The sequence below is a fragment of the Acinetobacter sp. Ac_5812 genome, from assembly GCF_013072695.1.
Lineage (GTDB): Bacteria > Pseudomonadota > Gammaproteobacteria > Pseudomonadales > Moraxellaceae > Acinetobacter.
Map to the genome: position 1 here is coordinate 264375 of NZ_LXUK01000005.1, position 13852 is coordinate 278226.

Annotated in this window: 13 protein-coding genes; 5 read left to right on the plus strand and 8 right to left on the minus strand. The window is 40.8% G+C overall.

What is annotated here, in order from left to right; genetic code table 11:
• Nucleotides 1–3 precede the first annotated feature (3 nt).
• On the minus strand, nucleotides 4–921 hold the full coding sequence (locus tag A7P55_RS04670) for a patatin-like phospholipase family protein (RefSeq protein WP_171551348.1): 918 nt from the start codon (nucleotides 919–921) through the stop codon (nucleotides 4–6).
• 62 nt (nucleotides 922–983) lie between these two features.
• Entirely contained in the window at nucleotides 984–1610 is a 627-nt protein-coding gene (locus A7P55_RS04675; protein WP_016162744.1) for a 1-acyl-sn-glycerol-3-phosphate acyltransferase, read from the minus strand.
• A 144-nt stretch (nucleotides 1611–1754) separates the two neighbouring features.
• Here A7P55_RS04675 and A7P55_RS04680 point away from each other — a divergent pair, with 144 nt between their 5' ends.
• From A7P55_RS04680 to A7P55_RS04700, 5 genes are all read left to right on the plus strand, one after another.
• A complete protein-coding gene (locus tag A7P55_RS04680) occupies nucleotides 1755–3002 on the plus strand; it encodes an MFS transporter (RefSeq protein WP_171551270.1) in 1248 nt (415 codons plus the stop codon).
• Between the two features lie 347 nt (nucleotides 3003–3349).
• Entirely contained in the window at nucleotides 3350–4456 is a 1107-nt protein-coding gene (locus A7P55_RS04685; protein ID WP_171551271.1) for a porin, read from the plus strand.
• A gap of 302 nt (nucleotides 4457–4758) precedes the next feature.
• Complete coding sequence (locus A7P55_RS04690) at nucleotides 4759–6396, plus strand: phosphoethanolamine--lipid A transferase (protein ID WP_171551272.1); 1638 nt, start codon at nucleotides 4759–4761, stop codon at nucleotides 6394–6396.
• 14 nt (nucleotides 6397–6410) lie between these two features.
• Nucleotides 6411–7088 carry a DNA-binding response regulator PmrA gene (locus tag A7P55_RS04695; RefSeq protein ID WP_016162748.1) on the plus strand — a complete coding sequence of 226 codons (678 nt, stop codon included), beginning with the start codon at nucleotides 6411–6413 and terminating at the stop codon, nucleotides 7086–7088.
• A 4-nt stretch (nucleotides 7089–7092) separates the two neighbouring features.
• Complete coding sequence (locus A7P55_RS04700; protein ID WP_171551273.1) at nucleotides 7093–8436, plus strand: ATP-binding protein; 1344 nt, start codon at nucleotides 7093–7095, stop codon at nucleotides 8434–8436.
• Between the two features lie 13 nt (nucleotides 8437–8449).
• On the opposite strand, the gene A7P55_RS04705 is transcribed toward A7P55_RS04700, so the two are convergent.
• From A7P55_RS04705 to A7P55_RS04730, 6 genes are all read right to left on the minus strand, one after another.
• Entirely contained in the window at nucleotides 8450–9265 is an 816-nt protein-coding gene (locus tag A7P55_RS04705) for a lipopolysaccharide kinase InaA family protein (RefSeq protein ID WP_171551274.1), read from the minus strand.
• A 94-nt stretch (nucleotides 9266–9359) separates the two neighbouring features.
• Nucleotides 9360–10043 (minus strand): phosphatase PAP2 family protein, encoded by a 684-nt coding sequence (locus A7P55_RS04710; protein ID WP_171551275.1) that lies wholly within the window; start codon nucleotides 10041–10043, stop codon nucleotides 9360–9362.
• Nucleotides 10044–10301: 258 nt separating this feature from the next.
• Nucleotides 10302–11027: an amino acid ABC transporter ATP-binding protein gene (locus tag A7P55_RS04715; protein ID WP_171551349.1), complete on the minus strand. Its 726-nt coding sequence runs from the start codon at nucleotides 11025–11027 to the stop codon at nucleotides 10302–10304.
• Between the two features lie 14 nt (nucleotides 11028–11041).
• Complete coding sequence (locus A7P55_RS04720) at nucleotides 11042–11725, minus strand: ABC transporter permease subunit (RefSeq protein WP_171551276.1); 684 nt, start codon at nucleotides 11723–11725, stop codon at nucleotides 11042–11044.
• 1 nt (nucleotide 11726) lies between these two features.
• Nucleotides 11727–12470, minus strand: a complete 744-nt coding sequence (locus tag A7P55_RS04725) for an amino acid ABC transporter permease (protein ID WP_171551277.1) — start codon at nucleotides 12468–12470, stop codon at nucleotides 11727–11729.
• Between the two features lie 79 nt (nucleotides 12471–12549).
• Complete coding sequence (locus tag A7P55_RS04730; RefSeq protein ID WP_171551278.1) at nucleotides 12550–13494, minus strand: transporter substrate-binding domain-containing protein; 945 nt, start codon at nucleotides 13492–13494, stop codon at nucleotides 12550–12552.
• Nucleotides 13495–13852: the final 358 nt, after the last annotated feature.

A 13852-nucleotide genomic window follows, 5' to 3' on the forward strand; every position in this document is an offset into this window, starting at 1 on the left:
TTTTTAGAATTTAGACTTTGGCGCAGGCTTAAGGGCAGCAGGGGAGTTTTTAAACGTAGTAATCGCATTTCGAATCGCAGTGATCTTGGCTTGAGCCGCTTTCTCACCTTCCAAAATTGCTTCATTACTTGATTTAAGATCAAGTGCACCGAGATGACCCACTTTAGGTTGAATCACGACAGTGGCTTGATTGAGCTCCTCATTGATACTTTGTTGGCCCATAATATTAATGGTTTGGTCCAATAAGCCCCACATGCTTAAAGGTTTGCCACCGACTGGACGTGCAGAGATATCTACTGCAATCACAATATCGGCCCCCATATCTTTGGCTGTTTTGACAGGAATTGGGCTGACAAGACCACCATCTACATATTTGGTATTGCCGATCACCGCAGGCACAAACACATTGGGAATACTACAAGAAGCACGTACGGCTTGACCTGCATTACCTTTAATAAACTCTGCTTTTTTACCACTATCTAAACGCGTTGCGACCGCAGCAAAACGAATTGGGAATTGTTCAATCGGCTTATTGCCCACTTGTGTATTCACATAATTTTGTAGCTTTTGGCCGAGGATAATACCTTGACTGTTTAAAGTTAAATCACGTAGATCAGATTCTTGCAGTTTTAACGCCAGATTCTGCATTTGATAAGGGGTTTGACCACTGGCATAAATACTGCCCACGAAGCTCCCCGCACTAGTGCCCGTCACGATTTTAGCTTTAATGCCATGCGACTCTAACACCTTGATTACGCCAATATGGGCAAAGCCTTTGGCGCCACCACCACCCAACGCGAGTGCAATGACAGGTTCACGTGCTTTAATCGCCGTAGTTTGAGGTGTTTTCTTTGCTGTTTGATCACAACCAAATAAAGCGAGACTTAAAACAGCCAAGCAAGACAGTCGAGCAATTTTCATATCAGGTGCAGATAAAATGTACAAAAAGATGGGCACATCAGAGCAGATTTGCCCTTAACTTTCTAGTTTTTTTTCACAAGTTTTTGTAAGGGTTCTGCCAGCCAATCTGGGTTCTTGGGTGAGAAGTGCCCGACATAACGTTGCATGATATGCTCCAAGTCTTGTTGATAGTGACCTGTTGGGGTAAAAGCACCTAAGCAGTAAATGGTTTTATGGTCGTAATCAAAAGCAAACATGACGATGGGAATCCCAGCGGCATGGGCGATATGATAGAAACCACTTTTCATTTTCTCTGCTTTTTTACGCGTACCTTCGGGCGCCATCCCGATCCAGATTTTATCGTGCGCATGAATCGTGGCAACGACTTGTTCAGTCAAACCATGAGCACTATCACGATGAACAGGTATGAGTCCTGCCCAATTTAAAAGTGGCTTCAAAGCTGGTTTAAACAAAGTATCTTTACCTAAAACCGTAATTTTTAAGCCCAAGCCACCGATAGCTAAAAAACCATACCAACCATCAATATTGGACGTATGCGGCGAGATAATGGCAACCGCTTTAGGTAAATTGGGAATTTCACCAACAACTGTCCAACCTTGGCCGAGAAAAAGTTTTTTACACAATGCACGACTATAAGCTGTACCACGTTGTGGAACCAACGGAGGTAAATCTGGAAAATGCTGTGGCATAAATCACGATATGTAATGACAACTACAATTATGTTAAACACTCATGACAGCGCCTGCATTGGCAAAAAATAAGATTTTATTGCCTTACAGATGAAAGGATTGGATACTTGATCGACCTTATTGTACTGCCATGGAAAACGCGGAATGCCTAATCTTCGACAGATTTACATTTTATTGTTTTCTTTATATTGGGCACAGGGCTTGCCTGTTGGCTTTATGACGCATGCATTGCCTGTGATTTTAAGGGCACAGGGCGTGTCGTTGGCGCATATTGGTGGTTTCGGCTTATTGATGTTGCCTTGGTCGATTAAGATTTTTTGGGCGGCTTATGTGGATCGGTTTGCCTTATCTAGATTCGGGCACTACCGTAGTTGGATCATTCCGACGCAACTTTGCAGCGTTGTTATTCTGATCGTTTTATCTTTTTTTCCTATTCATACCTTGGATCAACCCAGTTATCTGCTGATTTTCTTTGGCTTATTACTGTTAATGAATTTAACTGGTGCAACCCAAGATATTGCCACAGATGGTTTGGCAGTCAATTTACTTAAAAGTGATCAGCAGCATTGGGGCAATACCTTCCAAGTGATCGGATCACGCTTGGGTTTTATTGTCGGTGGCGGAGCTGTACTTTGGTGTTTAGATTGGCTGGATTGGCAAAGAACGTTTCTGGCTTTGGCCAGTTTGGTTTTTTTAAATACATTGCCTGTTTTGTTTTATTCCGAGCCGAAACATGAAAACAGAAACATACTCAATAAAGCAAATGCTCAGTCCTTTACTCAGGCAATTAAAGCTTATTTAAATTATTTTCAATCCTCTCAAGAGTTAAAAGCATGGCTGTTGGTACTGATCAGTTTTAAAGTGGCTGATGGTCTAGCAGGACCTTTATTGAAACCTTTAATGGTGGATATGGGGCTGAACTTTACCCAGATTGGGGTATTTATTACCATGTTTGGCGCGGTTGCTGCATTATTGGGAGCGGCTATCGCAGGGCTATTATTAAAATATTTCTCTAGAACATCTTGTTTAATCGTGTTCTCGTTTCTGAAAATTATAAGTTTGGGTGCTTATGCCGTTCTCGGCTATGCCTATGAATCTCGTGATCAAATTGCTCCACTTTGGTTGTATGTGGTCAATGCGGTTGAAGATGCCTGTTCTGCAATGCTGTTGGTGGTGATGCTGACACTGGTCATGCAATATAGCCGTAAACAATTTGCAGGAACGGACTTTACCTTTCAGGTATCGATCATGGCAACGGTGAGTGGTTTGTTGTATTTATTCAGTGGTGTGGTGGGCGACTGGCTAGGTTATGCGGATTATTTACTGGTGATCTGCGTCATTTCAATGCTGTGTTTGAGTCCGATCTTTTATTGGAAAAATAAAGCAAGATAAAGGTCACTTCTTATTACAATTTTTGTGTTTAAACGATGTCTATTGAAACAAATAATCTGGGTACATGACTTAGCTTATATAGGAATGGAATGATTTTCGTCGGATTTTATTATTTTATGAATATAGAGATTTCTGTGAATGAGAATACAGAAATATTGTGATAATTAATTGATATAGATATTAAATTTACAGTGGATATTGCCATAAATAAGTCAATTAGAATGAATAAGTGAATGTATAAAAATTAAACTTTAGTCGAAATTAGAATAAATTAATAAGATTTTAATCGTTTTGTCATATAAAGTTAATGTGTAGGATTTGTTACAAATTTAACCAGGATGTAAACAATGAAAATCAAAATTGTAACAGCAGCAGTGCTTAGTTTACTTGCAACAACCACTTTTGCTGCACCAACATTTTATGGCGAGATTGATGCCAGTGTTGATTATTTACCAGAAAAAAATGCAACTAAGTCAAACAAAGACGTTTGGGAAATCAGCTCAAACAGTTCATTCCTTGGACTTAAAGGTGATGAAAAACTAACTGAGCGTTTAAGCGCAGTTTATGCAATCGAATGGGGCTTTAGCGCTGATGGCGATAGCAATGATTGGGTACAGCGTAATCGTTTTGTCGGTTTGAAAGATGCGCAATTGGGTACTTTGAAAATTGGTAAGCACGATACGCCTGTAAAACAATTATCGAGTGTTGTAGATACCTTTAACAACTATGTTGCCAATAAGGCCGATATCACAGGTATTTTCACAGGTGAAAACCGTATTGATAATGCAGTGATTTATGAGTCACCAGCAGTGAAATTACTCGATGGTGCATTTAAATTTAATGCGTTACTTGCAACTGGTGAGTCTTCAGGTATTAAAGCAACCAGTGGCGGCGCAAAAGTTTCTGGTCGTGGTTTAGGTGATGCATGGTCAGCATCTGTCACTTATGAAAATCCATTGGTGGTAGCTGGTCTTGGTTATGATAAAGCGATTCCAAGCACCTTCCTTGGTCGTGGTTTTTTAAATGCTGCTGAGCCTGCAATTGCTGGTGGTGGGTTGTTTGCAGCGGCAAATACGGTACGTGCAATTGGTAAAGTCACGCCGCTTGAAGGCTTGGCACTTAAAGCACTGTATCAGACTTCAGAAGTAGAAGCTGTGTCTGGTAATGCGCCAGGTTCAGAAAATATTGATGATACACAAGGTTGGTTGTTGGGTGCGGAATATAATATCCCTCAAGCGAAGAATTGGACGGTGAAAGGTCAATATAGCCAGAATGATACGAGCTTTAAAACCAATACTGCTGACTTTAAAGCAAAACAAATTATCGCTGGTGCAGATTATGCATTTAACAAACAAGTTAAGACTTATGGTTATGCAGGTTATCTAACGCTTGAGCAAGCCAGCAAAAAGGATAAACAACCTGTTGCAGGTTTAGGTTTAGAGTTCAAATTCTAATCTGTTTTATTTAAAAAAAATGCCCTTTAAGTTTGCTTAAAGGGCATTTTTGTTTATATTGTTTTTTCTTTAAATAGAATCATTTATTTTCATAAAACGCTAGGCTACAAGGGTGGAGAATCGCTTTAACAAGGATTTATAAAAATAGGACATTATTCATACTTTAATTAATCCAATTCTTAATTCACTCAATTTTTAACCTGTCATTTTGTTAGGTTGCTATTGTTTTGTTTAAGTCATTTTTAAGTTTTTATTCTTATCTTAAAAAAAGCTAAGAAATTTATTTTTAGATTGTGATGCTTATGTTGCTCAAAAGACTCAAAACAAAGACCATTTCATTACTCACCTTCAATGTGTTACTCGCAGTTTGGTTAGGGCTTTTTCTCAATCTTGCATTTTATGAAAAGATGCAGACACTGACCCCCTATACAGGTTTTAAAGCAGGACTATTTGTTTTAGCCTCAGTCGGTGTGGTAACGGCATTCTATACTTTTCTTTTTCAAGTTTTGAATTGGAAATGGACCGCAAAACCAATTGCAATCGCTTTAGTCTTTATTGGTGGTTTTGCCTCTTATGCTGTCAATACTCTAGGGGTCTGGATCACCTCAGACCAAATTCAAAACCTGATGCAAACGGATATTGCTGAAGCAAAAGATACATGGTCTTGGCATTTGCTGGTTTGGATCATTGGCATGGTGGTTGTGCCGATTATTGTGATTTTGCTGATTAAACTAAAACCTGAACCTGTTATTCGACAAATTTGGAAAAAAGTGGTGGCCTCGCTTGTTTCTTTAGCTATGGTTGGTGGTTTGCTGTTTGTCTTTTATGTCGATTTTGCTGCAATCTTTCGTGAAAACCGTGATTTAAAAGGAATGATTTCTCCTCAAAATATGATTGCTTCATTTGTATCGTATTATAAAAAGAAAGCACCTAAGGAAAATCTTCCTCTGGTGACTTATGGAGAAGATGCTCAAGCAACTCAATCATCAACAGCTGTACCCAAATTGATGGTGTTAGTGGTGGGTGAAACAGCACGGGCTGAAAATTTTTCTTTAAATGGTTATGCAAAAAATACCAATCCTAAGTTATCTAAACAAGATATTTTGAATTTCTCTCAGGTGAGTTCGTGTGGTACAGCAACGGCAGTTTCGGTACCTTGTATGTTCTCTGGTATGCCAAGAGAGGATTACGATGAACGTCTCGCGAGTCATCGAGAAGGTCTACTGGATATTGCAAAACGAGCGGGTTACCAAGTGACTTGGATTGATAATAATTCAGGTTGTAAAGGGACTTGTGACCGTGTTGAGCAATTTAAAATCCCTGAGCCAATTCAACAGAAATGGTGTAAGGATGGAGAGTGCTTGGATGATATTCTGATTGATAGTTTAAAAGCCTATCTTGAAACAATTCCGAAAGATGATACCCGTTCACATTTAGTGGTATTACATCAAATGGGCAGCCATGGACCAGCCTATTATAAGCGGATACCTGCTGAATACCGTGTATTTAAACCAACTTGTGATACCAATGCGATTCAGGGCTGTACTCAAGAAGCACTTGTGAATAGCTATGATAATACTTTGCTTTATACCGATTATGTTTTAGATTCATTGATTGAAACATTAAAAAATACAACGAAATATCAAACAGGTTTGTGGTATTTGTCTGATCATGGCGAATCAACCGGTGAGAGTGGCATGTATTTGCATGGTGCGCCTTATGCGATTGCACCGACGCAACAAACCCATGTACCTATGCTGATGTGGTTCTCTCAGACATGGCAGCAACAAGCTACGAAGCAAATAAAATGTTTGGCACAACAAAGTAAAAATAAGCTGAGCCAAGATAACTTGTTCCCAACCATGCTGAGTTTGCTTGATATCAAAACCAAGGTAATTAATGCTAAAAATGACATGTTACAGACATGTCCTAACCCATAAGGTGAAGTGAAATCATGACTAAGATCTTGATGATAGAAGATGATTTTATGATTGCTGAGTCAACATTGACTTTATTGCGATATCATCAGTTTGAGGTGGAGTGGGTCAATAACGGGGTCGATGGACTAGCTTTGTTAACCAAACAGCCTTTTGACTTAATCTTGTTGGATTTAGGCCTACCTTTGATGGATGGGATGCAAATCCTCAGACAGATTCGTCAACGTAGTTCAATACCTGTGTTGATCATTTCTGCACGAGATCAGCTACAAAATCGTGTGGATGGTCTCAACCAAGGCGCAGATGACTATTTGATCAAACCGTATGAGTTTGATGAGTTGCTTGCACGAATCAATGCATTATTACGTCGTGGCAGCGTAGAAACAGCACAATTGAAAAGTCAGTCACAATTGTTAAAAAGTGGTGAGTTGACGCTCGATGTTGAACAACACTTGGCGACATTTAAAGGACAACAGATTGAACTTTCTAATCGGGAATGGGCCATTCTGATCCCGATGGTGTCTCATCCAAACAAAATTTTCTCGAAAGCTAATTTGGAAGACAAACTTTATGATTTTGACAGTGAAGTGACCAGTAATACCATTGAAGTCTATGTGCACCATTTACGAGCCAAATTAGGTAAAGACTTTATTCGAACCATTCGTGGTTTGGGTTATCGCTTGGGGCAAGCTTAAACTTATGAAAAAAACTCAGCATTATTCACTCAAGAAAAGACTGATTTGGGGGACCTCTATTTTCAGTATTGTGCTGGGTTGTTTCTTGATTTTAGCCGCATATAAAATTTCATTACATGAGGTCGATGAAATTTTAGATACCCAAATGCAGTATATGGCGGAACGTTCAAGTTCTCAGCCTGTAACACCTATGGCAAGTCGGGTGGAGTTACATCGCGCCTATCACGAAGAAGATTTGCTGATTGATATTTGGGCTTATAAAGATCAAAGCCATTTATGGCATCAGACCCATCTTTTGGTTCCACCTGTGAAACAAGCAGGTTTTTATACCCAAAACACACCGCAAGGAAAGTGGCGTGTCTATGTGATTCCATTAAAAGACTATCAGATTCAGGTCAGTCAGCAAGAAGAGGTACGCCATGCGTTTGCGTGGGAGTTGGCTGGGAGTATGTTTGTCCCTTATCTGCTGTTATTGCCGATTGCGATTCTGGTTTTAGCATTTATTATTAGCCTGAGTTTAAAACCCTTAGATGATTTTAAAACAGAACTGACCCAGCGTGATTCGGATGGTCTGTCACCGATAGATGTGAAAGATTATCCTCATGAACTGTTGCCCACCATTGAAGAAATGAATCGTTTATTTGAGCGTATTCAGCATGCTCAAACTGAGCAAAAGCAATTTATTGCCGATGCCGCGCATGAACTCAGAACACCTGTGACTGCCTTGAATCTACAAACACGAATCTTGATCAGTCAGTTTCCTGAACATGAGGCTTTACAGAATCTGAGTAAAGGCTTAGCCCGTATTCAACATTTAGTCACCCAGCTTTTGGCATTGGCTAAACAGGATGTTGCACTGAGCCTGATTGAACCTAATACTAATTTCAGATTGAACGATGTTGCACTCAATTGTGTTGAGCAATTGGTGAATTTAGCCATGCAAAAGGAGATTGATTTAGGCTTTGAGCGCAATGAACCGATTGAAATGCAGAGTCTTGAATCGACTGTACATTCGATTATTTTTAACCTGATTGATAATGCGATTAAATATACCCCGAATCAAGGCATTATTAATATTTCAGTCTATAGCGATACTGATGATTTTGCTTATATTCAAATCGAAGATAGCGGTAATGGAATTGATCCTGAACAATACGACAAAGTACTGAAACGTTTCTATCGCGTCCACCATCACTTAGAAGTGGGCAGTGGACTTGGACTTTCGATTGTAGATAAAGCCACCCAACGTTTAGGTGGGGTTTTGACTTTATCTCGGAGTATTGAATTAGGCGGTTTGAGCGTATTGGTCAGATTACCAAAGAAACTTGCGCATCATGAACAGCATTGAATATAAAGAGGACTTAATTTGACTGAGTATTGGTTTCAGATTGCTGTTTCAGGTCGCGCAGGAATAACACACATTTTTGGATGCGTTTACCATCATTGCCGACTTTGCTGACATTCAAGCGTAATACCCAGTTTAATCGTTTACCGACCTTACAAATATCTTTATAGACTTGAGGTTCATCCAGTAAAGCTTGATAAAGCAACTGGCTGGCTGGCTCGAGTCGTTCAAATTCAAAATGATAGGCTGTCGAGAAGATAAACAGTAACCAGTCACGTACAAAACAATCATGCAGGCTGAGCACATCTCGCGGATCCGTTTCAAAATCAATAAAGGTAAACTGATTCTGTTCATCGACCAGAATGTTTCGCGCAAAGGCTTCACTTAAATAACCTTCATTCGCATGCAACTTGCGAATGGCCTGAATGGCTTGATGAAATAAGCCGAATTGTTGTTCTGGATGATCTTTAAGGCTTGCAATTTTCTGGTCTAGTTGGCTGACTTGGCTTTGACGTTGTGAGCCGACATCTTCGAGCAAAATGCCTTTTTTTGAGAGCGCCAATACATTCGGGGTTGATATTCCAAGTGCTTTGAGCTGTTGAATCCGTTTGAATTCACATTGGATTGCAGCTGATCCCCCTTGGTTGGGAACTGGGGTGATGGAGCCAAGATTAAATATTTTTGCTAGCCATTTCAGAGGCGTATATAACCACAAACCATGACGTTCAGATGCTTTTTTAAGCCATACTTTACGTGAATCTAGTTCATAAGACTGAATAGAGTCGGATTGTGTTGCTAAAGTGGATTCCAAAAAAGTTTGATAGTCAGACATACGGCAGCAAAAAAAATCCTAATGTGGGTGTCAACCGAACTCGTTCTATAAGTTCGGGCATCCACTTTACCACATTGGATATCGAGAAAGGTACTCAATTACGATTTGTAATGGCTTGGTGTCGCTTATAAGTGAGTGCATACAACACAAGGTTCACAGCAATACAAACCCATGCCGTCCACAAGTTATGACTCAAAAAATGGGCGCCACGCATCATCTGCGCCCAACCCATCGCAAAGCCAATGATCATTGCGGCAATGAGGTAAAACCAAGCACGTTGTGTTTGATGCAAACGATAGACAAAATAACCTGTGACCAGTGCGAAGCCTGTACTGGCGTGACCACCAGGAAAACAGTGCCCAGCGGTTGCAGAAAAATCCCAAGTAAAACCTGTTGAGGTTTCATGGGTCATATACCATGGACAGGCGTGATAAGAATGGGCTTTGAGTAGTCCTACGATACCTGTACAGAGCATACTGATCCAAAACATATAACCGTATTGCCAACGTTGTGGTTTCAGCTTTTCGACTTTAAAAGAGGCGCACCACAAAAAGAAAAAAGCAACATAAACAAGCGTTAAAAGTTGTTTGACGTAAGTATGGTTAAGTTTATCGAGAAACCAATCATTTTTATAAGGGAAGCCACCATGTTGACTGACCCAAGGTTGAATCAGTTGCAAGTCAATGGTTCCACCGACTGGAAACACGAACAACAAGATGAAAAAGCTGACCAACAATAGAAAGCTCATCAATGCGAAGAAAGGTGTTTTCAAAATCATGCAACGTATGATTAAAATTAGATGACAATTGTGTTATTTAATGTGAATAAGCTTAATTGGCTCTTAAAGGAATATTAAAACAAGCATCAAGAACGAATATTTCAAAGATAAAAATCAGCGGTAGAGTTTTAAATGTAAACAGGCCAATATCTAATTATTTATATATTTCTTAAAACGAGCACAATGATATCGTTTATTCTATTTCAAAATAAAGCAGCCATTTGGCTGCTTTATTTCTGCTGTGAATATGGGAACGGATTAGTGTAGGATTTTATTCAGAAATTGCTGAGCGCGTTCACCGCGTGGTGTGCCAAAGAATTCATCTTTGGAGCAGTCTTCTACAATTTTACCTTGATCCATAAAAATAATACGATTGGCCACCTGACGGGCAAAGCCCATTTCATGCGTCACACACATCATGGTCATTCCTTCCTTGGCAAGTCCGACCATCACATCAAGCACTTCATTGATCATTTCAGGATCAAGTGCAGAGGTAGGTTCATCAAACAGCATCGCAATCGGATCCATACTGAGCGCACGGGCAATTGCTACACGTTGTTGTTGCCCTCCAGACAGTTGTGCCGGAAATTTCTTGGCATGCGCGCTCAGCCCAACACGATCCAGATAGGCCAGTCCTTTTTTATTGGCTTCGGCTTCGGAACGCCCAAGAACCTTGATTTGTGCCAGAGTTAGGTTTTCGGTAATGCTTAAATGCGGAAACAGTTCAAAGTGCTGGAACACCATTCCGACTCTGCTACGTAATTTGGTCATGTCGGTTTTGGGTTCATGCATAGGCACACCATCGACAAAGATTTTACCCTGCTGAAACGGCTCAAGCCCATTCACCGTTTTAATCAGTGTTGATTTGCCCGAGCCCGATGGACCACAGACCACCACCACTTCACCTTGGCAGATTTGGGTGCTGCATTCGGTTAAAACTTGAAATTGTTCATACCATTTACTGACATTTTGGAGGTCTATCATTACGTTATTGTCACTCATACACTTAACCTCCTTTGTAAACGTTTCACTGCGAATGTCGCTAAAGCGCTGATGGTGAAGTACACCAGACCTGCAAATAAAATATATTGGGTGAGCAGAGACATCAAATCACCACGAACATAGTTTGTTCTAAAGAAATCAAGTAACCCAATGGCATAGACCATGGTGGAGTCTTGAAATAGGATGATGGTTTGCTGAAGTAGCAACGGGGTCATTTTTCTGAATGCCTGTGGCAAAATAATCAGCCGCATTGACTGGCTATAGCTCATTCCGAGTGCATAAGCCGCAGCCGATTGACCTTTGGGAATCGACTGAATCCCTGCACGCACAATTTCGGAAAAATAAGCGGCTTCAAATAACATGAAGGCCACGATACTTGAAACTAAAGCAGTATCAATGGTCAGATATTGACCTGTGATGGCGGTATAAAAAAATGGCACAGCAAAATAGAACCACATCAAGACCAATAGCAGTGGAATGGAACGGAACAGATCCACATAAGCCTGTGCAATCCAATTTAAAATTTTGATTGAAGACAAGCGCATCATTGCCAGTGCAGTACCAATCGCAATACCGCCAATGGTCGCAATCACCACGACTTTTAAGGTAATGCTGAACCCATACCAGAGCGCAGGCCCAGACTGTTGTAAGTCACTGAGAAAAGAAGTTAACCATTCCATATTACTTGCCTCCTGATATTAAACCAGGAATACGCAGGCGTTTTTCCAATAGGTTCATACTAAAAATGAGGCAGATGTTGATCACGATAAAAATCAGCGTGACATAGGTGTAAATTTCAATGGTGTTCTGCGTATATTCACTAATGGTTTTCATCTGCGAAATAATTTCTGCTACCCCAACCAATGAGGCGACCGAGGTGTTTTTGACGCAGTTAGTCAATTCTGAGCTTAGTGGCGGTAGAATGGTACGAAAGGACTGCGGTAGAATCACATAACGATACAGTTGTGTTGTGGTAAATCCCATGGCATAGCCAGCATTGATTTGCCCCTTGGGTAAAGCTTCAATCCCTGTTCGTACCTGTTCACAAACACGTGCTGCGGTGAATAGACCCAGTCCGACACTGGCGGAAATCAGGGCGGTGGTATTGGCACCAAGATCATTCATCCACCAGCTTTTAATCGGTGCGGGCAGAAAGTTGGGAACCACATAAAACCAAATAAATAATTGAACCAGTAAAGGTACATTTCTAAATAAGGTGACATAGGCAGTACCGATAGCTCTGGCGGATTTATTGGGGAGCGTACGCATAATACCGAGCGTGCTACCAAGCAGTAGGGCAATACTCCATGCGACCACAGCAATTACAAGCAGCCAACCTAGACCTGTGATGATCCAATTCAGGTAGGTGGTGTCTCCGATCCCTGTTGATTGCCATAGAACTCCCCAGTTCCAGCTATAATTCATAACGACTCCTGAGCAGAATCAGGACAACATTTGCTGTTGCCCAATTCCACAATACTATTCTTACTATTAGGGGAGCGAATTACTGATCGCGATCATGTGGGGTGCTGATCAAGGCTTTGAGCTGATCCGACATGGCAAAGTTCAAATTAATATTTTTTGGTGGAATCGGTTGCTGGAACCATTTTTCATACATCTTGTTGATTTCACCAGAGGCATAGGTTGCCTTAATGGCATCATCGACTACTTGTTTAAAGCCAGTATCGCCTTTACGCAGCATACAACCATAAATTTCATGGATGGGGGCGGTCCCGACAATATCCCACTGATTTGGATCTTTGGCTTTGGATTTTTCCCCTGCGAGTAGGATATCGTCCATCATAAACGCGACAGCCCGACCATTTTGTAGCATCAAGAAGGATTCAGCATGGTCTTTGGCGGAAATGATTTCGCCAATGCCAAGTTCTTGTTGATGTTGACGGATATAGCGTTCCGAGGTAGTGCCTGCAGTGGTGACCAGTTTTTTACCTTTTAAATCGGCAAAGTCTTTGATGCCCGAATTTTTAGCCGTCAGCAATCGAGAACCGACTTCAAAGAAACCAACGGAGAAATCGACTTGTTGCTGGCGTTCTTTATTGTTAGTGGTCGAGCCACATTCCAGATCCACAGTCCCATTCGAGACCAGTGGAATACGATTCTGACTGGTGACCAAGTTATAGCGGATTTTCAGGTCTGGCATATTCAGCTTCTGCTTCACAGCTTCAACAACTTTAAGTTGCAGATCATGTGCATAACCAACAGGTTGGTTTGGGGTAGATGCAATATATGAAAAGGGAATCGATGAATCGCGATAACCCAGCACAATCGTGCCAGAACTTTTGATTTTGTTTAATGTTCCCGAAGTGGAGGCACCCGCTTCAGTCGCTTTGTCGCCAGCAGCCGGCGCTTTGTTGTCACTACAGGCACTGAGTCCGAATATCATTGTGCCTGCACAAAGCAGAGAGGTCATGGTGCGTTTATAAATCATCTACAAAACTCCTTTTGTATCGTTATGATCGCATGCGTCATTGTTGCGGTTTAACCGTTCATTTTTATGAAAAATAATGTGTTCTTTTTGATGTATTAAAAAACATTATTTTTCATCTTAATAGAGTTCAATGCACATGCTCAAGCGATATTCTTTACGGTTTTGTTAATCGTAATGGTGGATGAGTGGCGTAATTTAAAAGTTGTAAATTACAGTAAAAATTGCAAGAAATATAAAGCATGATATGTGCCATGATCGCTTGGATACACTGGGGCAGCGTCGGTTGCGCAACTGCTTTATCTCAGTATTAAAACCGCTATGTATCGATAGCATCGATGAGAAGAGAAAAATAAAATAG